The sequence below is a fragment of the Alteromonas sp. NFXS44 genome, from assembly GCF_040148705.1.
Taxonomy (GTDB): Bacteria; Pseudomonadota; Gammaproteobacteria; order Enterobacterales; family Alteromonadaceae; genus Alteromonas.
Genome location: NZ_JAGDEA010000002.1, coordinates 240,268 through 262,227, shown reverse-complemented (window position 1 = coordinate 262,227; position 21,960 = coordinate 240,268). Strand labels below are relative to the sequence as shown.

The 21,960-nt window shown below is 49.4% G+C and carries 18 protein-coding genes; 13 read left to right on the top strand and 5 right to left on the bottom strand.

The genetic code is table 11. From position 1 onward, the window contains the following. The first annotated feature begins 127 nt into the window (after window positions 1-127). The 6 genes from dnaG to dgcA all read left to right on the top strand — a co-directional run bounded on the left by dnaG (window position 128) and on the right by dgcA (window position 8,074). Window positions 128-1,903 (top strand): DNA primase, encoded by a 1,776-nt coding sequence (gene dnaG, locus J3369_RS04315; RefSeq protein ID WP_349584204.1) that lies wholly within the window; start codon window positions 128-130, stop codon window positions 1,901-1,903. Between the two features lie 294 nt (window positions 1,904-2,197). After that, window positions 2,198-4,039: an RNA polymerase sigma factor RpoD gene (gene rpoD / locus J3369_RS04310; protein ID WP_349584202.1), complete on the top strand. Its 1,842-nt coding sequence runs from the start codon at window positions 2,198-2,200 to the stop codon at window positions 4,037-4,039. Between the two features lie 168 nt (window positions 4,040-4,207). Next, a complete protein-coding gene (locus tag J3369_RS04305; RefSeq protein WP_349584199.1) occupies window positions 4,208-4,933 on the top strand; it encodes an SHOCT domain-containing protein in 726 nt (241 codons plus the stop codon). Between the two features lie 151 nt (window positions 4,934-5,084). After that, window positions 5,085-5,972, top strand: coding sequence for a LysR family transcriptional regulator (locus tag J3369_RS04300; protein ID WP_349584196.1), 888 nt, complete (start codon window positions 5,085-5,087; stop codon window positions 5,970-5,972). 114 nt (window positions 5,973-6,086) lie between these two features. Then, a complete protein-coding gene (gene dgcN, locus J3369_RS04295; protein WP_349584194.1) occupies window positions 6,087-7,082 on the top strand; it encodes an N-acetyltransferase DgcN in 996 nt (331 codons plus the stop codon). Beyond that, on the top strand, window positions 7,082-8,074 hold the full coding sequence (dgcA, locus tag J3369_RS04290; RefSeq protein WP_349584191.1) for an N-acetyl-D-Glu racemase DgcA: 993 nt from the start codon (window positions 7,082-7,084) through the stop codon (window positions 8,072-8,074). Before dgcN ends, dgcA begins: the two co-directional genes overlap by 1 nt. 41 nt (window positions 8,075-8,115) lie before the next feature. Here dgcA and J3369_RS04285 read toward each other — a convergent pair whose 3' ends face one another. The 4 genes from J3369_RS04285 to J3369_RS04270 form a co-directional block, all read right to left on the bottom strand. Then, the gene (locus J3369_RS04285; RefSeq protein WP_349584189.1) at window positions 8,116-8,409 is read right to left on the bottom strand and encodes a putative quinol monooxygenase; all 294 of its coding nucleotides are present in this window, start codon (window positions 8,407-8,409) and stop codon (window positions 8,116-8,118) included. Window positions 8,410-8,430: 21 nt separating this feature from the next. Beyond that, complete coding sequence (gene dkgB / locus J3369_RS04280; RefSeq protein ID WP_502877409.1) at window positions 8,431-9,243, bottom strand: 2,5-didehydrogluconate reductase DkgB; 813 nt, start codon at window positions 9,241-9,243, stop codon at window positions 8,431-8,433. Between the two features lie 239 nt (window positions 9,244-9,482). Further along, complete coding sequence (locus tag J3369_RS04275) at window positions 9,483-10,529, bottom strand: succinylglutamate desuccinylase/aspartoacylase family protein (RefSeq protein WP_349584184.1); 1,047 nt, start codon at window positions 10,527-10,529, stop codon at window positions 9,483-9,485. A 69-nt stretch (window positions 10,530-10,598) separates the two neighbouring features. Further along, the gene (locus J3369_RS04270; RefSeq protein ID WP_349584181.1) at window positions 10,599-12,731 is read right to left on the bottom strand and encodes a TonB-dependent siderophore receptor; all 2,133 of its coding nucleotides are present in this window, start codon (window positions 12,729-12,731) and stop codon (window positions 10,599-10,601) included. A 219-nt stretch (window positions 12,732-12,950) separates the two neighbouring features. Here J3369_RS04270 and J3369_RS04265 point away from each other — a divergent pair, with 219 nt between their 5' ends. The 4 genes from J3369_RS04265 to J3369_RS04250 are packed head-to-tail and all read left to right on the top strand — an operon-like array spanning window position 12,951 to window position 17,612. Then, window positions 12,951-14,480: an ABC transporter substrate-binding protein gene (locus J3369_RS04265; RefSeq protein WP_349584179.1), complete on the top strand. Its 1,530-nt coding sequence runs from the start codon at window positions 12,951-12,953 to the stop codon at window positions 14,478-14,480. Then, entirely contained in the window at window positions 14,480-15,418 is a 939-nt protein-coding gene (locus J3369_RS04260) for an ABC transporter permease (RefSeq protein ID WP_349584176.1), read from the top strand. Before J3369_RS04265 ends, J3369_RS04260 begins: the two co-directional genes overlap by 1 nt. Then, complete coding sequence (locus J3369_RS04255; protein WP_349584173.1) at window positions 15,418-16,209, top strand: ABC transporter permease; 792 nt, start codon at window positions 15,418-15,420, stop codon at window positions 16,207-16,209. The genes J3369_RS04260 and J3369_RS04255 overlap by 1 nt, the downstream gene beginning before the upstream one ends. Further along, on the top strand, window positions 16,206-17,612 hold the full coding sequence (locus J3369_RS04250; protein ID WP_349584170.1) for an ABC transporter ATP-binding protein: 1,407 nt from the start codon (window positions 16,206-16,208) through the stop codon (window positions 17,610-17,612). The genes J3369_RS04255 and J3369_RS04250 overlap by 4 nt, the downstream gene beginning before the upstream one ends. A 3-nt stretch (window positions 17,613-17,615) precedes the next feature. On the opposite strand, the gene J3369_RS04245 is transcribed toward J3369_RS04250, so the two are convergent. After that, a complete protein-coding gene (locus tag J3369_RS04245; protein WP_349584167.1) occupies window positions 17,616-18,758 on the bottom strand; it encodes an MFS transporter in 1,143 nt (380 codons plus the stop codon). 239 nt (window positions 18,759-18,997) lie between these two features. On the opposite strand from J3369_RS04245, the gene J3369_RS04240 reads away from it, so the two are divergent. From J3369_RS04240 to tmpT, 3 genes are all read left to right on the top strand, one after another. After that, window positions 18,998-19,525 (top strand): NADPH-dependent FMN reductase, encoded by a 528-nt coding sequence (locus J3369_RS04240; protein WP_349584164.1) that lies wholly within the window; start codon window positions 18,998-19,000, stop codon window positions 19,523-19,525. Between the two features lie 209 nt (window positions 19,526-19,734). Continuing rightward, window positions 19,735-21,294 carry a sodium:solute symporter family transporter gene (locus J3369_RS04235; protein WP_349584161.1) on the top strand — a complete coding sequence of 520 codons (1,560 nt, stop codon included), beginning with the start codon at window positions 19,735-19,737 and terminating at the stop codon, window positions 21,292-21,294. A 30-nt stretch (window positions 21,295-21,324) separates the two neighbouring features. Then, entirely contained in the window at window positions 21,325-21,951 is a 627-nt protein-coding gene (tmpT, locus tag J3369_RS04230) for a thiopurine S-methyltransferase (RefSeq protein WP_349584158.1), read from the top strand. The last annotated feature ends 9 nt before the right edge of the window (window positions 21,952-21,960 follow it).

Genomic DNA, 21,960 nt, shown 5'->3' with positions numbered 1-21,960 from the left:
CGAAAAGGTTGCGCCTTCTTCTCTCCCTGATAAAGTAACCCACGTTTGCTGACCCTTCTGACATCGCGCTCAGGCACTGATCAGCTGTTACTGTTTCTGTTATATACCCGTAGGTTACATATACTGCATGTCCGGAAGAATTCCCCGCGATTTTATTGATGATCTGTTAGCCCGTACCGATGTTGTCGACATTGTAGACAGCCGTGTGAAACTGAAAAAAGCGGGTAAGAATTATCAGGCCTGTTGTCCGTTTCACAATGAAAAAACCCCTTCTTTTACCGTCAGTCAGGACAAGCAGTTCTATCACTGTTTTGGCTGTGGCGCTCACGGCAATGCAATCTCCTTTATCATGGAATTTGACCGGCTGGAGTTTGTAGAGGCGATTGAAGAGCTGGCACGGCTACACGGGTTAGAGATCCCGCGGGAACAGAGCAGCCGGCCTGCAATGACAGAAGAGAAGCGTCAGCAGCAACAGGATGACTATGCGCTGATGGAATCTGTCACCCGCTATTTTCAGCAACAGTTAAGACAGCACGCCAACAGCCCCAAAGCAATTGATTACCTGAAAGGCCGGGGTTTATCCGGTGATATTGTGAAGCACTGGGAAATCGGCTACGCCCCGTCAGAATGGGATGGCGTACTGAAAACCTTCGGCACAGATCCCCAACGGGTTCAGCAGTTGCTGGATCTGAAACTGGTAAACAAAAATGATCGCGGCAAGACTTATGATTTCTTCCGTGACCGGATCATGTTTCCTATCCGCGATCGCCGTGGCAGAGTGATCGGCTTTGGCGGCCGCGTGCTGGATGACGGCGGCCCGAAGTACCTTAACTCTCCGGAAACACGGATTTTCCACAAAGGCTACGAACTGTTTGGCTTTTATCAGGCGAAACAAAGCCAGCGCCACCTTGATAAAGTGGTGATAGTGGAAGGCTACATGGATGTGGTAGCGCTGAGCCAGTTCGATATCCATATTGCCACGGCAGCACTGGGCACGGCGACAACGCCGGAGCACCTCAGTATGCTGATGCGCACCACTTCCCACATTGTGTGCTGTTACGACGGTGACCGTGCCGGGCGTGAAGCTGCCTGGCGGGCACTTGAAAATGCATTACCCGCATTAAAAGATGGTGTGAAACTGACATTCCTGTTTCTTCCTGACGGTGAAGATCCGGATACCATGGTTCGCCAGACGGGCAAAGATACCTTTATGGCATTACTCGATGACGCCATGCCCTTATCGCGATTCTTTTTTGAATCACTGCTGAAACAACATGAAGTCGGCACGCCGGAAGGTAAAGTGGCGTTGAAAGCCGCTGCGCAGCCTTTGATAGACCAGGTACTGGGTGACAGTCAGAAAGCCATGTTGCAGGAAGAGCTGGCGAAACATGTGGGTGAATATGACCGCTTTCGTTTGCAGCAGGATATGCAACAGGCAAAACAAAAGTCGTCAAAACCAAAGGATTCCCACTACACCCAACAAAAGACCCAGATATCGCCGGTCCGCACAATGGTGCGGTTACTGCTGGATAACCCGGCACTGGCTGCCAGACACACCCACTGCTCGCCGCAGGTACTGGCACAAAGTGGTGTTGCCGGTATCCACGTGCTCATCGACATTCACGGGTACTGTTTAAATAATCCACAATCTACCACCGCCCAGGTCCTTGAAAACTTCCGTGACCATCCCCATTCTTCTGTCATCGCGAAGTTGCTGTTACAGGAACACCTGATTAAGGAAGATAATGCAGATACCGTGTATTGCGACAGTTTTGCAAAGCTGCTTGACTGGCATTTCGACAGCAGAATTGAGACGCTGATTTCACGGTCGCGTATGCAGCCGCTTTCTCAGGAAGAGAAAACAGAATTGACCTTATTGATGAAAGAACGTCAGAAGTCGTAGCTCACGAGGCCGCCGGATAAAGTTCTGGCGAAAAATCACGCTGAACGTCTGGTCAAAAATGGTGTCTTTCTGTTATACTGGTTAATTCGCTGCAAGCAGACTTTATAGAAAACATCGGGCTTACCTTGATGCAATCTTGAGACGTATAAGATGCATAATTCAGGCCGAAATTACAATAGCCGATGTTCTGACAGGTGCGGTAACAAACGATAGCAAGCATGGACAAGACGGGATTTTTCCGGCTCTTGAACGTGCTTTTTTGCTAATTAATTCAATGTGAGAAGTGTAGGTTATATGGCTCAAAGCAAGCAGTCTCAGATTAAACTCCTGATTGCAAAAGGTAAAGAACAAGGTTACTTAACTTTTGCAGAAGTAAACGACCACCTGCCACAAGATATCGTCGATTCAGATCAGATCGAAGACATCATTAGTATGATCAACGATATGGGTATTCAGGTTTCAGAGTCCGCACCGGATTCGGATGAATTACTCATGCAAGAAACCACCGCCGATGAAGATGCCGCTGAAGCTGCAGCTCAGGCGCTGGCAACCGTAGAAAGTGAAATTGGCCGTACAACCGACCCTGTCCGCATGTACATGCGTGAAATGGGTACCGTTGAACTGTTGACCCGTGAAGGCGAAATCGAAATCGCCAAGCGTATCGAAGACGGTATCAACCAGGTACAGTGTTCTGTTGCTGAATACCCTGAAGCCATCACTTACCTGTTAGAACAGTGGGATTTATTTGAAGCGGAAGAAATTCGTCTTGGCGATATTATTTCCGGTTTCGTCGATCCTAACGAAGAGCAGGATCTCGCACCTACCGCTACCCACATCGGTTCTGAATTGTCAGCTGAAGAGTTAGATGACGAAGATGATGACGATGATGACGACGACGATGATGACAGCGACGAGGACGATAGCGGCGTTGATCCGGAAGTTGCCCGTGAAAAGTTCGGCAAGCTTCGTGAACAATACCTGAAAACCCGTGGTGTTATTGAAAAGCATGGCCGTTCAGACAAAAAATCCCGCGAAGAAATTGGCGTACTCAGCGAAGTCTTCAAAGAATTCCGCTTAGTACCTAAGCAGTTTGACCGCATGGTTAAAAACATGCGCGACATGATGGACAAAGTACGTATCCAGGAACGCCTGGTCATGAAGTACTGCGTTGTAAACGCGAAGATGCCTAAGAAAGATTTCATTAAGGCATTTGCTGGCAACGAAACCACTACAGACTGGTTAGAAGCCACGTTATCTTCAGGCGCGCCTTACACCGGCATGCTGCAAAACTACAAAGAAGATATCGAACGTTCAGTCTCCAAGATGAATAGCGTAGAACAGGAAACTGGTCTGGTTATCGCTGACATTAAAGACATCAACCGTCGCATGTCTATCGGTGAAGCGAAAGCCCGCCGTGCGAAGAAAGAAATGGTTGAGGCGAACTTACGTCTGGTTATTTCAATCGCGAAAAAATACACCAACCGTGGCCTTCAATTCCTGGATCTGATTCAGGAAGGTAACATCGGTCTGATGAAAGCGGTAGACAAGTTCGAATACCGTCGTGGTTATAAGTTCTCAACCTATGCAACATGGTGGATTCGTCAGGCGATCACCCGTTCAATCGCTGACCAGGCACGGACTATCCGTATTCCGGTTCACATGATTGAAACCATTAACAAACTGAACCGTATCTCCCGTCAGATGCTGCAGGAAATGGGTCGTGAGCCAACGCCGGAAGAATTGTCAGAACGTATGGCAATGCCGGAAGACAAAATCCGTAAAGTGCTTAAGATTGCGAAAGAGCCAATCTCCATGGAAACCCCCATCGGTGATGATGAAGATTCGCATCTGGGTGACTTTATCGAGGACAGCACCATTATTCAGCCCCTCGATTCAGCTACCGGCGGCAGCCTGAAAGACGCGACCCAGGAAGTTCTGGCCGGTCTGACAGCCCGTGAAGCAAAAGTTCTGCGTATGCGTTTCGGTATCGACATGAACACTGACCACACGCTGGAAGAAGTAGGTAAGCAGTTCGACGTTACCCGTGAGCGTATCCGTCAGATTGAAGCGAAAGCATTGCGTAAACTTCGCCACCCAAGCCGTTCAGAGCAGCTGCGCAGCTTCCTGGACGAGTAAGACTTGCTGATGTTATCGTTAAAACAGCCACCTTCGGGTGGCTGTTTTGTTTCCGGCTTACTATACCCGGGTATGAAAGAACGTTAGCAAGTTCCCGCCCGCTTCCTTGTCAGTTTTGTATACTTGTTCCATATTTAATCAATTGCATTACTGAATAAGGAAGTGTCCGTGAACAAATTTTTGTCGGCCTGTCTGGTCCTTGCAGGTTTATCTCTGGGTGGTTGTGCCACCTGGAATCCGCCCTCGCCTATGCTGGAAACAGAGGTATTTAAAAAGCTCGTCAGTATAAAGCCTGTGGAGCCGCAGGAAAAAATTTACCGGCAGTACGTGAGTGACGGTATTTACCTTCAATTCGAGCGCATGGACGAAAATAATATTATTTACGGCTGGTATACCTGTACCAACTGTAACTGGACCCGTTCTAAATTTCTCGCGCTGTATGACGGCAGCTACCTGTATATGACATACGGGCATCATGAGGAGTTTTTCCTCGAATCTCCCAAAGATGTCCGCCATCATCCGGAAAATTCACACTGGTCATGGAGTGTGATTGAGAAGTATCAGCTTGAAGGCCGGAACCTGATAAAACTGGGTCAAATTCGTAAATGTGCGTCTGACAGCCCTCAGATCAAAGAGTGGTCTAACGTGCCATGGGCCTACGATGGTGAAACAGATTGTCAGTTTGAAGCGAACGGCAGATACAGCAAAATTTTTGTCGCAACTATCGATGAAACCTTAACGGGTAAACGCAGTTCTATCGTGGGTGAGGCAGCAGACACGATTTCAACCGAAGTTCGTGCCAAACTCGCTACACTTAAAGAGCTTTTCGAAGAAGGGCTTATCAGCGATGCGGATTACGAAGAAAAACGTAAGGCACTGTTAGACCAGCTTTGAGTCATCCCTTATACCAACCTGCCGCACAATAGCACTTCCTTGCTGTTGCGCGGCTCTCCCCTCCTGATTTTTTTGTCTTCGCGACCTTGTCATCCCGCTGCGAATTTAATTAAATGGTTTTTCAGGCCTTTGCTGAACCAGGGAAAGTGATATGCGTTTGCGCCATATTGAAGTATTTCATGCCATTTACACCACCGGCTCCATTACCGGCGCTGCTAACTTACTGTATGTGTCTCAGCCATCGGTGTCTAAAGTGCTGGCCCATGCAGAGCAACAGCTTGGCTTCGACCTTTTTCACCGCAACAAAGGCAAGTTAACGCCCACAGCGGAAGCAGAAATGATGTTTCCGGAAATCAGCAAAATTTATAAGCAACTGAATACGGTTAAGCAGCTTGCCAATAATATTCAACGGGGACGCAGTGGCATCATCAATATTGCCGTTACTCCTGCGCTGGGTTTCAACGTACTTCCCCAAACCATGGCAATGTTCCGCCGGCAACATCCGGATGTAGCCCTGAATATTAAAACCGTACATAACCAGGAAGCGCTGCAAACCCTGCTGGCGCACAAATGCGATGCCGCCGTACTGTTTTCATCTCCCGAATTGCCCGGTGTGGCAGAACGTCCGTTATGCGAACAGGAAATGGTAGTGATGTATCCCAGACAAGCTTTCAGCGAAGCGCCGGAAACACTGACAATCAGTGATTTACAAAACCTGGATATTATCGGGATCTGGGAAAGCGGACCGCTAGGAGAAATGGCCTGGCGTCACATTGAACAGTCTGGCCTGGATATTAAAACGCAAATCCAGGTGGATACCTATTACATCGCCGCGCGGCTGGTTGATGCAGGTCTGGGATGCTGTATTGTTGACAGACTGACCGCTGAGGGTAATCAGACAGAAAAAACCGGTATCGCCCGGTTCGCCCCTTCATTAACGTTCACCGTAAAAGCGCTTTCTCTGGACAGTCGTCCGGTATCCAAACTGTGTGAAAGTTTTCTCGATACACTGTCCGACACTATCGGGCAGATAACCTGACGTTATACCCTTACGAAAAGTTACTACTTATCACCGGCTCTCCGGCCTTTTACACTGCCTGAAATAACACACTGACCTTACAGTGATTTCTTCTCAGAATTTTCAGGATGCACTATGGTACTTACTCCTCCTTATTTGCTTTTCATTGGCAACGCCACCGATCCGCTCAGCATAAAAATGGCAAAAAGCGTGGCTGACTGGAACCCTGAAGCCTGCATCGGTGAATACCGTCTTCCGGGTTGCGAGGTCACCACCGGTTGCCCGTCAATGACTATTGATGAGGCGGTCGATGCCGGCGCCAACACTTTCGTGCTGGGCTTTGCAAACAGCGGCGGTTTTATTGATGAAGCCTGGGTTCCTACAATCGTAGAAGCCATTGAAGCCGGCATGCATGTTGTCAGCGGCCTGCACGATAAACTCACCAGCATCCCAGCCGTGGTGGAAGCCGCGCAGCGTTGTGACCGCCAGCTCATTGATATCCGTCATCCCACAGCCCGCTTCAAAACAGGAAAAGGCATCAAACGCACAGGCAAGCGTCTGCTGACAGTTGGCACCGACTGCTCTGTGGGCAAAATGTACACTTCACTGTGTCTGACCAGAGCGCTTGAAGAAGCCGGTCAGAAAGCGACTTTCCGTGCTACCGGGCAAAGCGGCATTCTGGTTGCCGGAGAAGGCGTCGCTATCGACTGTGTGGTAGCAGACTTCATATCCGGTGCAGTGGAGACACTCAGCCCTGACAACGACGAAGACCACTGGGATATTATCGAGGGACAAGGTTCCCTGTCCCACCCGGCCTTTGCCGGTGTCAGTTTAGGGTTGCTGCACGGCTCCCAACCTGATGCACTGGTGATCTGCCATGCGCTGAACCGTTCACACATGCGGGGGTTACCTCACTATCCCCAACCGACGCTGGAAGCTGTCATTGAAATGACTGTAAATGCTGCCAGATTAACGAATCCGGACGTGAAAGTTGTTGGCATTGCGGTAAACACATCCAGTGTCAGTGAAGCTGAAGCAAAGGCGTATTGTGAAGAAGCGGCTGCAAAACTCGGCTTACCGTGTACCGACCCGGTACGTTTTGGTGTCAGTGAAATTATCGGGAACCTCTGATGGCATTAACAGTTACAATTAAACACGAACGCTTTCCGCTGGCGCAGGTGTTTCGCATTTCCCGGGGAGCCAAAACGGCAGCCGATGTGATACACGTGTCAGTGAGTGACGGCAAGCATACCGGATATGGCGAGTCTGTGCCCTATGGCAGATACGGCGAGTCCATCGAATCGGTTACAGCCCAGTTAGAACAGGTCAGCGCCAGCATTGTCAGCCTTGAAGATCATGCAGCACTACCAGAATTGCTGCCAGCCGGCTCTGCCCGCAATGCACTGGATTGTGCCCTGTGGGATTTAACCGCAAAAGTAACCGGCAAACCGGTGTCTGAACTGCTTGGTTTACCCGTTACGCCACATTGCTTTACCGCACAAACTATCAGTGTGGATACTGTCGAAAATATGCAGGCGTCTGCACGTAAACTCAAAGGCGCGCCGATAATCAAAGTGAAGCTGGACCCCGATGCCGTTGTTGACAAGATCCGCGCTATTCACGAAGTCACGCCGGAAAGCCGGCTGATTGTGGATGCTAACGAAGGCTGGACCATCGAAGACTTAAAAGCCGTGGCTGAGCCGCTGAAAGCCTGTAATGTTGTCCTCATTGAGCAACCCGTACCGGCAGAGAACGATGCAGTGCTTGAGCATTATGAATGCCCTGTTCCGCTTTGCGCCGATGAGTCCTGCCATACGTCAGCCGGGCTGGACGTATTGCGTAAACGCTATCAGAGCATCAATATCAAGTTAGATAAGACCGGTGGTCTCACCGAAGCTGCAGCTCTGTACAAAGCCGCAAGAGCTATGGAATTCTCAGTCATGGTAGGTTGTATGGTAGGCACGTCGCTGGCAATGGCGCCGGCTTATTTGCTGTGTGACGGCGCTGACTTTGTCGACCTCGACGGCCCTATCCTCATTGCACAGGACAGAGAAAACGGCTTCTGTTTCGACAACGGCAAAATGTGGCAACCCGATACGTTTTTGTGGGGTATGGCAAATTAGAAAAGTTCAGTGCCTGACAACCTCAGGCACTGAACACAATCTCATGAATGCAGCGTATATACGTGCATAGTGACGTTTTTAACAAGGCCTTCTGACACTTCCTGAAACGCAGTGAAATGAGGCAATGTCATATGGTCATCAAGTGCCGCCTGAGACGTCCACTGCTCCATCACCAGCACTTCCACTTCTTCGTCAACTTCACGTATTCCAAGATCATACTGAATACAGCCTTCTTCCTTTCGCGAGTGTTCCTGCAACGTTTCAAACAACGCGGTCACTTTCGCTGCATCACTCAGCGATGTCCTTGCGGTGGCAATTACACATACAGTCATCATCAGTTCCTTTTTTGTCAGGGATTAATCCCACTCAGGTGAAAAGTCCGGCGTCGCTTCACGTTCATTGCGGTTTAATTTGTCGATGGCATCCATGTCTTCGATAGCGAGAGTCAGCGATGCCCCTTTAAGGTTTGTCGCCAGATTTTCCCGCTTAGTCGATGACGGGATGGTCGCCAGACCGTGCCCCAGTTCCCATGCAATCACTACTTCGGCGGGTGACACTTCATACTTCTCAGCAATTTGTATCACCGTTTCGTCTTTCAACACTTTGCCCACAGCAAACGGCATATATCCTGTGATATGAATATCATTAACCGTACAGTATGCACGCAACTTGTCGTTAGTTAAATGCGGGTGTACCTCTACCTGATTGGTAAAAATTTCCCCTTTTCCTAAAATCTGCTGCGCTTCTTCCAGGTGGGCAATCGTAAAGTTAGAAACACCGATGTGTCTGGTCAGGCCCTGCGCTTTCGCTTTCGCCAGTTCACCCAGATACTCCTCCATGGACTCGCCGTTCTCAGGGGAAGGCCAGTGGATCAGCAGCAGATCAACATAACTGAGCTGTAATTTCTCCAGACTTTCCTTCAAACTGGGCAGAAAGTCCTTGCTGTTCAGCTTGTTATTCCACACTTTGGTAGTGACAAATAATTCGTCTCTGTTAATACCGCTGTCTTTCAACGCACGGCCTACCGCTTCTTCATTTTCATAAATTTGTGCAGTGTCGATATGACGGTAGCCGACTTCCAGTGCATCTTTCACACTGTTGTATGCCACATCGTCTTTTAACCGGAAAGTACCCGCGCCTAACTGAGGCATGGATGAATGGGATTCCATAAATTGCTCCTTCATGTTCTATGAAATGAGTATTGGGATGAAAATACTCAATCTTTACGATTTACGACTGAATTCAGATTAAGCAGGTTCAGTCGCAGAAAAATGAAGCGCAGTTTGAGGGATAGTTTAAATAACAAAAACAGTAATAGTGACAAAATACCTTTGTCTGAAATGATAGAGATATCATACCTGCTACTGTTACTGTTACTGTCATTTTTGTCAGGAAAGGTTTTTGCCTCTTATTGCAGGATACCAATCGTCACGGCTGATTGCCCCTCTTTGATAGCCGGCATCTCATTAATCATCATCACGGTACCCGCTACAGGCGAGGAAATTGTTTCTACCACATTTCCAAAGTAGTCCGTGACTTTGCCCAGCGACGCGCCTTTTTCAACCTTTGCACCAATTTTTACGCCAGGCAGAAAGAAGCCGGTATGATGACTTTTCGCCGAAGTCAGTGTTTCATAAATAACAGCCTCTGAATGCGGACCCGGCTCCCCCGGTAACATCTCTAAGAAATACAGCGCATTCCGTGATACCTGAACAGCATACCCGACCGATTCTTCCGTGTACTGACCCAGGTGTCCGATTTCAGTGGTAAGTCCGGGCACGCCTCTTGTCATTGCCGTATTGGGAAATGAAATAGAATTGTCAGGGTCGCGGGGTCTGTCGCCATACATTACGATGTGTTGCATACCGGTGGCCTTAGCAAATTCAAAAGTCAGATCATCAAGTGCTTTGTCACCCACAAATGGCGAATAGACATGATCCAGTAATTGTTGATTGGCACTACCTGAATGCATATCAATGAAGTAGTCCGCCTTTGCAATAAATTCTTTGGTTAAGAAGTCTGCGATTTGCTCAGTCGGCGTGCCACCGGCGCTACCCGGAAATTCACGATTGAGGTTTTTGTTATCTTTGGGGTTTAAGGCTATGCGATTGGCATGAAAGCCATCAATGTTCGAAAGATGAAGCAGAACCAATGTACCGGAAAGCTCACCGGGCCTGACCTCTTCACGTAATTTTTGCAACGCAAACATAGACGGAAATTCATCACCATGCGTGCCGGCCGCCAGAAGTAATACAGGCCCCTCTTGCTTACCGTTAATGACTGTGACCGGCAGAGCGATATCTCCCCTTGTCGCCATGAAGGACTTTTTTTCACCGGTCTGAGTTGTTATTCCGGCAAGTTCAAAACCGTCTTTAGCCAGAACGCCGGCGCTAATGAAATAAGAAAAAAAGAATAATACTATCGCAATGCCAGTACGCAATGTAGTTAAGTGCATGAAAATACTCTGAAATAGTTGAATAACAGAAAAAGGGGCATCAGCCCCTTTTAAAACGAATAGTAATGGTCAGAATTGATAGCGGGCACTTACATTAACCGTTCGCGGTGTGCCTGGCTGAGTCCATAAAGCAGAATATGAATTATCGAAATACACTTCATCCAGCAAGTTGTCGACAAACACCTTCACCTGCAAGGATTCGTTAATGTCTACATGCCCGGCAATACTCACCAGAGTATAGGACGGCAATACATATGACTGATTAATCAGCTCTCCGGGACGCTCACCAACGTATTGGAATGACCCCAGCACCGCGGCGGCTTTACCGGAAACGGTAAACTCCCGTTGCGCGGTAAGCACAAACCGGTTCTCAGGAATGTTCAGCAACCTGGTCCCTGCCGGGATCTCAACACCCCAGTCGGAATTCGTTACTGTATTAGAAGTCGCTGCGTCCGTATAAGTATAAGACAAGCTCAGAGAGGTTTGCTCAGAAATATACGCTTTTACATCCAGTTCCAGTCCTTTACTTTCCGCTTCACCCAGCGCGGCTGTGAACCCGGAATTCACAGGGTCAGAAGCCAGTATATTCGACTTTTCGGCATTAAATAGCGCCAGTGTACCGGTGATCCCGTCACCTTCGGTAGAGAATTTAACCCCCAGCTCGTAAGACTCACTTTCTTCAGGTTCAAAAGAATTACCATCTACGTCGGCTCCGCTATTCGGACGGAACCCTTCAGAATAACTGGTGTAAAAGGTGAAATTACTATTCGCCTCAAACACAAAACCCACCCGCGGGCTGGTTGCCGTGCGATCCTGACTGGTCACCGATCCGTTCATGAAATTCTCAATATCCTGGGAAAAGTCATCGAAGCGGAAACCAACTAACAGCTTAAACTGCTCCGACAAATCTACCTGATCCTGAATGTAGATACCTTGCGCACTTTGATTTTCTTCACGGTCCGTGAGTGGCGCAACCTCCGGCTGAACCTGGCCATATTCCGGATTTATTTTACTCACTGAATAAGTAGTATCGCCGGTTCCCCACGCCGTTCTCCAGCGCTGCATTTCCTGTTCAAAGGTATAATCATATGCATCCACCCCGATCAAAATGTGATGAGTCATTTCACCGGTTTGTACCGGGCCACTCAGTTCTGCCCGCGCAGAAAGGTCCTTAGTATCGTAGTCTCTGTAACGACGCTGACGTGAGACAACAGGATTATCTTCGCTCAGCAGCTGGCGACCGGAAGACAACTCAACCTCTGTTGAGTAACCTTCGAATGAAGAATCACGATAACTTAGACCGGCATTTACGTCCCAGTTTTCGTTCAAAGATGTTTGTAGTGACAATTGATGTCCTACAGCTTCAATATTCATGTCGCCGTCGGCCGGTTCGCCATAGAAGGTTTCACGGGGTACGCCGGTAAAGTTGTCACCCACAACCACAATGCCTCTGTCGAATGGGGCCTGCTGGTCGATTATCTCCAGTTCGTAAACCAGGTTTGTAGTGTCATTGAGCCGGTAAAGCACTGAAGGGGTGAAAATGAGCTTATTGCTTTCAACAGTGTCACGGAAACTACCCGCGTCTTCATAAGCACCATTAACCCGGAAAGCCAGGTCCGACGTGACTGCGTTCGTGTAATCACCTTCCAGACGATATAAATCGTAACTACCTGCCGTTGCTTCAATGTAGCCTTCCTGATCAAACTCAGGCTTTTTGGTAATAATATTGATGGTGCCGCCGGGTTCACCGCGACCATACAGCGCTGATCCCGGACCTTTGAGAATTTCTATCGCTTCAATATTTGAGGCATCACGACGGCCACTGAATCCACGGCCAACGTTAAAGCCGTTGACCAGATAACCCGAAGGTGAATTCTCATCACCTGCAAATCCCCGTACTGCAAAGCTGTCCCAGAGACCCCCAAAGTTATTCTGGCTGGCAACACTTCCTGAAAGGGACAAGGCTGTTTGCAAATCGGTAACCCCAAAGGAATCCAGGGTTTCATCTGACAATACTGTCACCGCTTGCGGTAAGGACTTTAGTGGCACATTGCCGCGATAAGCCTGGCGCAGAGAGGTCACTTCGACGTGTTCTACACTGTCGTCTTCTGCTTCAATATTTTGTGAAAAAGATTGAAAACTGGTACCGATAAGTATGGCGAGAGAGGTGAGCCTGGTCACCCGGGTTACTGAGGGTTTCACTGTGCAAGTTCCATTCTAAAAAATAATGATAATTATTAAATCAATATAATTTGATACATTATCACATATCATTACAGTTTACTCTACTAATAATCAGAGCGTTCCGCTAAACGCCTTTCGGATGTCAACTAACGTAAAAAACGCCACTTTTTTACGCGAGATAAGTATACTCAGCGGGTAACATTCCATCCGCTAAATATCAATTTAATAAGGTATATCGTGATCTCCCGCGTTTTATTTCTTTGCTTGCTCACATTCTTCATGCAATCCTGCTCGCCTGCGCCGAAAGACACGACCTTACATATCAGCGGCCCCTTTGAGCCGGTCAATCTGAACCCGGCTTCCGCAGGCTATATGTTTACCCGGATGCAAATTATAGAAACACTGGTAGACGTGGATAATGATGGAAATCTGATACCGGGCCTGGCAACTTCCTGGAAAAGCAATGCAGATTTGACCCGCTGGACATTTAATCTCAGACCCGGCGTAACATTCCACGACGGCACATTGATGGACGCAGAGTCAGTACGAAAGAGTCTTGCCGTGGCGCTGGGAAAACCGGCTCCCTTTCCGGTCGATATCGTCACCAACATTGAAATCGTTGACCCGCTGACGGTCAGTTTTACACTCAAAGCGCCTTACCGGCCATTTCCGTCCCTGCTTTCCAACTACACGACAGCAATCTTATCGCCCGCATCATTTGGTAAATTTAACCGGATGAAGGCACTGATTGGTACGGGTCCTTATGAAATTACTGAATTCATACCGCCCCATAACATTAAAGCTAAGCGTTTTGAAAAGTACCGCAATGGCCCTGCTACCATTGAATCCGTTGATTATGTAACCGGACACCGGTCAGAAACCCGTGCACTCATGGTAAGAACGGGCCAGGCAGACATTGTATTTAATCTCGATCCGCCGGCAACAGAGATGCTGAAACAGGATTCTGATGTGAATGTGCACACCCGTTATATCCCCAGAACGACTCTGGTCAAGCTTAACAGCGGAAACGAAAAGCTCAGCGATGTGCGGGTAAGGCAGGCGCTGAGTCTGGCCATTGACCGTCAGGCCATCGCAGAAGGTATTCTTCATGTTAAAGGTGCTGAAGCTAATCAACTGTTCGGGCCATCCATGGGTACCTGGCACGATGCTTCTTTACCACCACTTGCTACAAATATTGAAAAAGCAAAAACGTTGCTTGATGAAGCAGGCTGGAAACTTCGTGATGACGGTATCCGCTACCATGACGGTAAGCCGCTGTCCTTATCAATGATTACCTACGCAAACCGGCCGGAACTTATCACCATTGCCACGGCGATACAGGCTCAGTGGCGGGAGGCTGGTGTTGAGCTGGCAGTACATATGGAGAATGCCAGTGCCATACCTTCAGGTCACAGCGACGGCACACTGGAAACAGCTTTGCTGGCGCGCAACTTTGCCAATATCCCAGACCCTCTTGGCATCTTACTGGCCGACTTCACCTCGGTTGAAGGCGGAGAATGGGGCCCCATGAACTGGAGCAATGAACGGGTATTTTCCATCGTTAATCAATTGGCGTCCGGCAAACCGGATGACAACTACTATGTATTGCAAAAAGAACTTATCAGCACGCTGAACGAAGATATGCCGCTTATTCCGGTGGCATTTTATGTTCAGCAATCAGCCACATCTTCGCGGGTCAGAAATTTTAGTTTCGACCCCTATGAACGTTCATTCAGAATCGACCAGATGCGCTTTCAGAGTAAATAATGCTGAAAATACTACTCTCCAGACTTGGTCAGTGCCTTTTGATGGCGTGGAGCGTGGGCACACTCACGTTCATCCTTACTCGCTTGCTGCCGGGGGATATGGCCTATAAAATTGCAACCGGACGCTATGGCGATGATGCAGTCAGCACCGCTGCAGCCAATGCGGTGAACGCCGAACTAGGACTTGACCGGCCTGCTTTTCAGCAATATCTGGTGTGGCTGGGAGATTTGATTACCGGAGATCTGGGTACAAGCCTGGTGACCGGCGCGCCGGTTGTGCATGAACTGCAAAATCAGATGAGTTTTACTCTGGTGCTTGCATTCTGGGCTATTCTTGCAGCAGCGCTCATTGCCTTTCCTGTGGGGCTTTTGTGTGGTGCAAAAGCCGAAACGGTGCCAGACAGGGCTTCACTCATCACATCAACATTTATCCGCTCTCAGCCGGTATTTTGTCTGGGGCTGTTACTCATTTTTATTTTTGCCATGGAGCTGAACTGGTTTCCTGTAGCCGGCTTCGGCAGCGCTGAGTACGCTGTACTTCCGGTACTTACTTTAGCACTCAGTCTGGCAGCAGTATCTAACCGGGTAGTCCGCAACAGTACCCGCCAGGCCGTTAACAGTGCTTACTTTCATTTTGCCCGCACCAAGGGACTGAGCTATGCACAAGCCTTCACCCGCCATGTAATACCAAACGTCATCGTACCCGGCCTGGCTTTTATGGGTATTCAGCTCATCGGCCTGATTGAAGGGGTTATCATGGTGGAAAGCCTGTTTGCCTGGCCGGGTATAGGCCATGGTTTGTCTCACGCTGTTTTTGCCAGAGACATTCCCATGTTGCAGGGCACAGCGCTGGTCATGGGTATGTTGTTTGTGGCAATTAACACGCTTGTGGATATCAGCCAGCACTACCTTGACCCAAGAACGAGGCAGGAAAAATGATGTCTATTTTTCACAGGCTGACCATGCAGCAACGGGCTGGCATGGTAATTCTGTTATGCCTCGCTGTATTTGCCTTTTGTGCACCGCTTGCCGGCACCGATCCTGATACACAGGATTTGCGTCATGCATTCGCCGCGCCGGGCGCAGAACACCTGCTAGGTACTGATCATTTTGGCCGCGACATGCTTGCCCGTCTGAGCGGCGGAATGCGGATTTCATTTGCGCTGGCGATAATCTGCGTATTCAGCGCAGCAGTAAGCGGTGTAGCCTGCGGTTTGGCCGCTGCCTGGTACCGGCGCTGGCTGGACACAGGTCTGAATTTTCTGGCCAACACGATTCTGGCACTGCCCGGGCTGGTTCTGATCCTCGTTTTTGCTGCAATTGTGCCCGGTTCATTTTTAATGATATACATCGCCATATCGCTGGTGCTGTGGGTAGAGTTTTTCAGACTCGTCAGAGCCATTACCCTGCCGGTTGTACAAGGGGAAGAACTGGAGTCATCAGCATTGCACGGCTTCGGAAAGTGGTATCTGTTCAAACGTCATATCTGGCCTGCCATTGCACCCGATGTGTATTCTCTTTCCGCCTTCGGCGCTGCGACATCGGTCATTGCTATGTCATCAACAGGATTTGTGTACGTCGGCCTCAAGCCCCCCACGCCGGAACTCGGCCTGATGATTGTGGAATTATTTCCGTATTACTACAAAGCGCCCTGGCTGTTAATAGAGCCCATCGCAGCACTGTTTTTAATGGTTCTTGCTTTCCAGCTTCTGGCAGGTAAAAAGTCATGAATGCTGTGCTTCAAATAGAAAATCTGACCATCGTTTCTTCAGAAGGCACACTGGTAGACAACCTGAGTTTCACCGTCAGGCCCGGCGAGCCGGTAACGGTTATCGGAGAAACAGGCTCAGGAAAAAGCTTGCTGGCTCACACCATCATGGGAGACTTACCGCGGAATCTTCAGGCCACCGGTAAAGTGCTCACCGCCGGACACGACATGTTGCAGGCGCATGCGACGCAGACACCATCGTCTCTGTGGGGACGAACCATTGTCATGTTGCCCCAGGAACCTGTGAAAGCCTTAAGCCCCCTGATGAAACTACGGCAGCAAGTTGGTGAAGTATTCAGATTTATCAGAAATCTCAGCGGCGACAATGCTCAGACATCGGTTGATGGTGCACTCGGGCGCACCGGACTGACTCAGGCTGCAGATAAAATACCGTCGCAACTATCAGGCGGTATGGCGCAGCGCGCCGCTTATACCTGTGTTGCGGCAACGTCTGCCGGAATCATGATTGCCGACGAGCCGACGAAAGGACTGGATAGTCATCACAAAGCGGTTCTCGGGGAAGAGCTTCGTCAGTTCGCTAAAACGGGTACCCTGCTCACGATCACCCATGATATGAGCCTTGCAAAGCTGCTTGGCGGTAAAGTCATCATTATGCAGAAAGGTAAGGTTTTGGAAACCGGTGCAGCGGGCCGCGTGCTGAATACTCCGCGCTCCCCATACGGACAAGCCCTGCTCAATGCCTTACCGGAGAACTGGACTCCACTGAGCACTAAGAAAAGGAGTTTTGCTCCACTGATCACTTTGCAGGACTGCGCGATAAGACGTGGCACAGACGTTATATTTGATAATGTCAGTCTGGCATTAGGGAAAGGGGAAATTGTCGGCTTAACCGGTGACAGTGGCAGCGGAAAATCCACCTTGGGGAATGTACTTCTGGGATTACTTCCGGCAGACGGTAAGCGACACATTGCAGAACCACTGGCCCGTCACAACATGCTGAAAATCTATCAGGATCCTCCCAATGCTTTCGCTAAAAACGTGCCTGTTATTCAGCTTCTGGACGATGTCATCCGCCTCCATCAACTGGACGACAGCGAACTAAACCCGCTGATTAATGAACTCGGACTTTCCCGTCAGTTACTGCAACGGCACGCAGGCATGATCAGCGGAGGCGAATTACAGCGGGTCGCCCTGCTGCGGGCGCTGCTATTGAAACCAGCCTTCCTGGTCGCCGATGAACCCGCCTCCCGGCTGGACCCCATAACCAGTGAAGTGGTCTCACGGTTACTGGTATCAAGCTGCCGTGAACGGCAGTGTACGCTGCTCTTTATCAGCCACGACAGGCAACAACTGGAAAAGCTCTGTGACCGGGTGATCGATACCAACAGCCTCAGGCAACAGTAACACCTATACCCTGACTCTTCCGGCCAGAGCAGTAGCGATACAAAGTAACACAGCAATCACACCCAATGCCGCAGGCAGGCCGTAAACCTGTGCCCCGAAGCCCACCAGAGCAGGCCCGGCCAGAACACCCACATAGCCCAGTGTTGATACGGCTGTTACCGCAGACGCTTCGCTCATGATTTTTTGCTTACCCGTGGCCGAAAACATGATGGGCACAATATTGGAACACCCGAGACCAATCAGGACATATCCGGTAAGCGCTGCCACAGGAAGCGGCACCAGAAGTGATAATGCAAAACCTGTAATTGCAATGCCGCCGCCTCCCAGTACCATCATTTTTGGTCCCAGTATGCTGGTGATCTTATCCCCGGCCAGACGTCCCAGCGTCATGGCAACAGAAAAACAGGCGACCCCCAACCCGGCGTTCTCAGGATTAACGTCACGGTATTCAGTCAGATAAATGCCGCTCCAGTCCAGCACAGTACCTTCGGCCAGAAACACAATGGAACACACGATACCAATCAGTACTACCACACCTTTTGGCAGCGCAAAAAATGCCGCCGGCTCCTGTGACTTGCCGGTTCTGAATCCGTTTATGCCAGCCAGCAAAAAGGCCACTGACATTACCGCACCGGCTGCACTGGCCAACTCCACCGGGACACCGGAAGATAAAATCGCTGTCATTAAAATTGCGCCGCTCATGCCTCCCAGACTGTAAAAGCCATGGAAACCCGACATCAGCGGCTTATCCGCTTCTTTTTCTACTGCAACGCCCTGAATATTCATCGCACAATCGGTGGTGCCTACGCACAACCCGAAGAGCACCAGAAAAACAGCCAGCAAAGTAACGGAGTCCAGCCAAATCAGTGCCGGATAAAGCAGTGAGAAGCATGCCATAGAAGCCACCAGCACAGGCTTGCAGCCAAGCTGAGATGAGAATTTACCGGCCAGAGGCATGCCAACTAACGCTCCGGCGCCGAGACATAACAGCATCAGTCCCATGGTACCGTCACCAATGGCGAGGTTTATCTTAATAAATGGAATGATGGCCGCCCAGGCTGCAGTAATGAATCCTGCGCTGAAAAAAGCAATCCGGGTGGCACGTTTTTGCGCAGGTATTAAAGGACCTGCTGGCACTGAAGACATTCACTATCCTACATGTAGTTGACGACGCTGGTAATATTCAGACTCGGCTGGCAGCGCACTCAGCATCATACAATATCCGGACTGAATTTAAATTCCGTTGACACAATATGCAACAAGCTATTTCGGCTTAACACGTTCATTTCATAAAATCGAACGAACCATTTTGTATTTAGCACTTATCCATTTACGATAAAAAACGTATTGTATTGATAACGAAAAACTCAAAAAGGATTCAGTTCATGAAAGTTGTTGCATTTGGTGCAAGTACAAGCAAAAACTCAATTAATAAGGCGTTAGCAACCTACACGGCAAAGCTGGTAGAAGGTGCTGATGTTACCGTTCTGGACATCAACGATTATGATGTTCCTATGTTCAGTGAAGATAAAGAAAAAGAAATTGGTCAGGCTGAAGGCGCACAGAAGTTTTTAGATGACATCGCCGGCGCTGATGCCCTGGTTATCTCATTTGCTGAGCACAATGGTCACTACCCCGCAGCGTTTAAAAACCTGTTTGACTGGGCAACCCGTATCAACCGCACGGTATATGGCGACAAACCAGCCGTTTACCTGTCATCTTCACCAGGTCCGGGCGGCGCAAAGTCTGTGCTGGCAGCGGCAACCGGTTCTGCAGGTTTCTTCGGCGGAAACGTAAAAGCATCGGTATCTGTGGCTAACTTCTACGATGTTTTCGATATGGGAACCGGCGAAGTAAAAGACGACACAGTCGCGACTGAATTGAAAGCGGCAGTGGCTAAGCTGACGGCTTAATCACAGAGTCAAAAATACAGGGGCAGCTGCGGCTGCCCTTTTTTATTCCCGCCCGTCTGAACGTTTCCTTTCTCTTATCTGTATATATTCTGCGCTTAACTCTTTCTGACAGTGTGATATGGTTGAAATATCATCAACTCTCTGCCCCTTTGTATTCAACGTGTTACCTCATTACGCGCAGGCAGCGGAAGCAAATTCAGGAGAAAGGAATGACGTGGCTGGACTATTCCATTGTTGGTATTTATTTACTGGGATTATTGTTTTTAGGACTCAGGTTCAGGCATCAGCATTCCGGGCAGGAATACTTTCTCGGCGGGCGCTCACTGGCCTGGCCCACACTGACACTCTCTGTCATGGCAACCCAGCTATCCGCAATCAGCTTCATTTCCGCACCGGCATTTGTCGGACTGCGTGAAGGTGGCGGTCTCATCTGGCTGAGCTACGAACTGGCTTTGCCGCTGGCGGTAATTATTATGCTCTGGCGTTTGCTGCCCACCTTACATAACGCCGGTGTGGTAAGTGTCTATGACTATCTTGAGCAGCGTTTCTCCCGCTCTACCCGCTTGCTGATCAGCTTCGTCTTTCAGATCAGCCGTTCCTTCGCCACTGCCATTATGATTTACGCTATCAGTCTGATATTACAGGGCACCATGGGACTGAACCAGTTTCACGCTATTCTGGTTATCGGAGTGATCACACTGATTTACTCAGCAATGGGCGGCATGAAAGCGGTGGTTTACGGTGATGCCATTCAGATGATCCTCATCGTTGCCGGCGCAGCTTTATGTCTGTGGGCCGGTCTGGACACTGCCGGTGGCTGGGACAAAGTATTTGAAATCATTCCGCCGGAGCGTCTGCAGGCAGCTAATACCGGTACAGCCGGATTAAATGGCAGCGATTTCGGTTTACTGCCCATGCTGTTTGGCGGTCTTGTGCTGTATGCCTCGTATTACGGGTGCGATCAGTCTGAAGCCCAGCGGGCGCTGTCCAGCCACAGCATAAAAGACTTAAAGAAAATGATGCTGACCGTAGCCTTTCTGCGTTTTCCCGTCACATTGCTGTATTGCGCTGCAGGCCTGGTGATCGGGGCCCTTGTGATAGCAACGCCGGAATTGCAGGCGCAAATCCCGGAAGGCGAACCCGACTGGATGATGCCCGTCTTTATTATTAACTATCTTCCTGCAGGCATTGTCGGCATTCTGGTAGTCGCCATTCTGGCTGCGGCCATGTCGTCGCTCAGTTCTGCCATTAACAGTCTGGCTGCGGTGACCACCGAAGACATTTGCCGTATCACCGGTGCCAAACCCGATGATGAGACCTATCTGAAACGGGCTCGCCTTGCAGGTATAGTGTGGGGACTGATCACTCTGGTGCTGTCGTTGTATGCCGGTAACATTGCTCCGACGGTAATTGAGGCTATTAATAAAATCGGTTCAGTTTTTTACGGTCCGGTGCTGGCCACATTCCTGGCAGGTATTCACAGCCGCAAGGTGTCTCCTGCTGCCGCTAATGCCGGATTACTGGCCGGTGTAGCGGTAAACGTGTTTCTGTGGCTGAGCGGCAACCCGTTATTCTGGTTCTGGTGGAACCTGATTGGTTTTGTGATTACCTTGTCTTCAGCCTTTGTGTTATCCCGCTTTTTACCTAACGATGCGGCACATAAGCTGCCTTCGGTGCGGGGTATCAGTTACCGCGCTGCCGCCATCCTGGCCGTCTGGTCCGGTATTTTAGTAGTGACTGTGATTTACCTGCCGGACTGGTTAGGATAATCTGCTTTTTTATCTTCTTTAGGGGAATGTATGGATCCGCAATTCTGGATGTTAAAGTGGCAAAACAATGAAACCGGATTTCATGAGCCTGAAGCGAACCCGAATCTGACTGCCAATATTGACCAGTTATCGCTGGCTCCGGGCAGTCGTATCTTCGTGCCTTTATGCGGCAAAACACTGGATATTCCCTGGCTCTTGTCGAAGGGTTATGAGGTGGTAGCAGCAGAATTAAGCCATCTGGCGATCATTCAGTTATTCGATAAGTTAAACATTATTCCTGATTCAGAAAAGCTGAATGGCGTAACCCGCTACGACGTTCCCAATTTCACCCTTTTCGGCGGCGACATTTTTGATCTTACGGCTGACATGCTCGGCAAAGTAGACGCCATCTACGACCGTGCCGCACTGGTAGCTTTACCGTTTGAAATGCGTGTCCGCTATGCAGCACATCTTCGTAAAATTACCAATACGGCTCCACAGTTACTGGTGACCTTCGATTACGACCAGCAAAAGCTTGATGGCCCGCCGTTCTCAGTGATCAGCAACGAAGTAGAACAGCATTACATCGACCACTACAGCTTAACCTTGCTGCAGGGTAAAGAAATCAACCTGAAAGGCAAAGTGCCGGCACAGGAAAATGTCTGGTTGCTGAAATAGTCTCCCGCG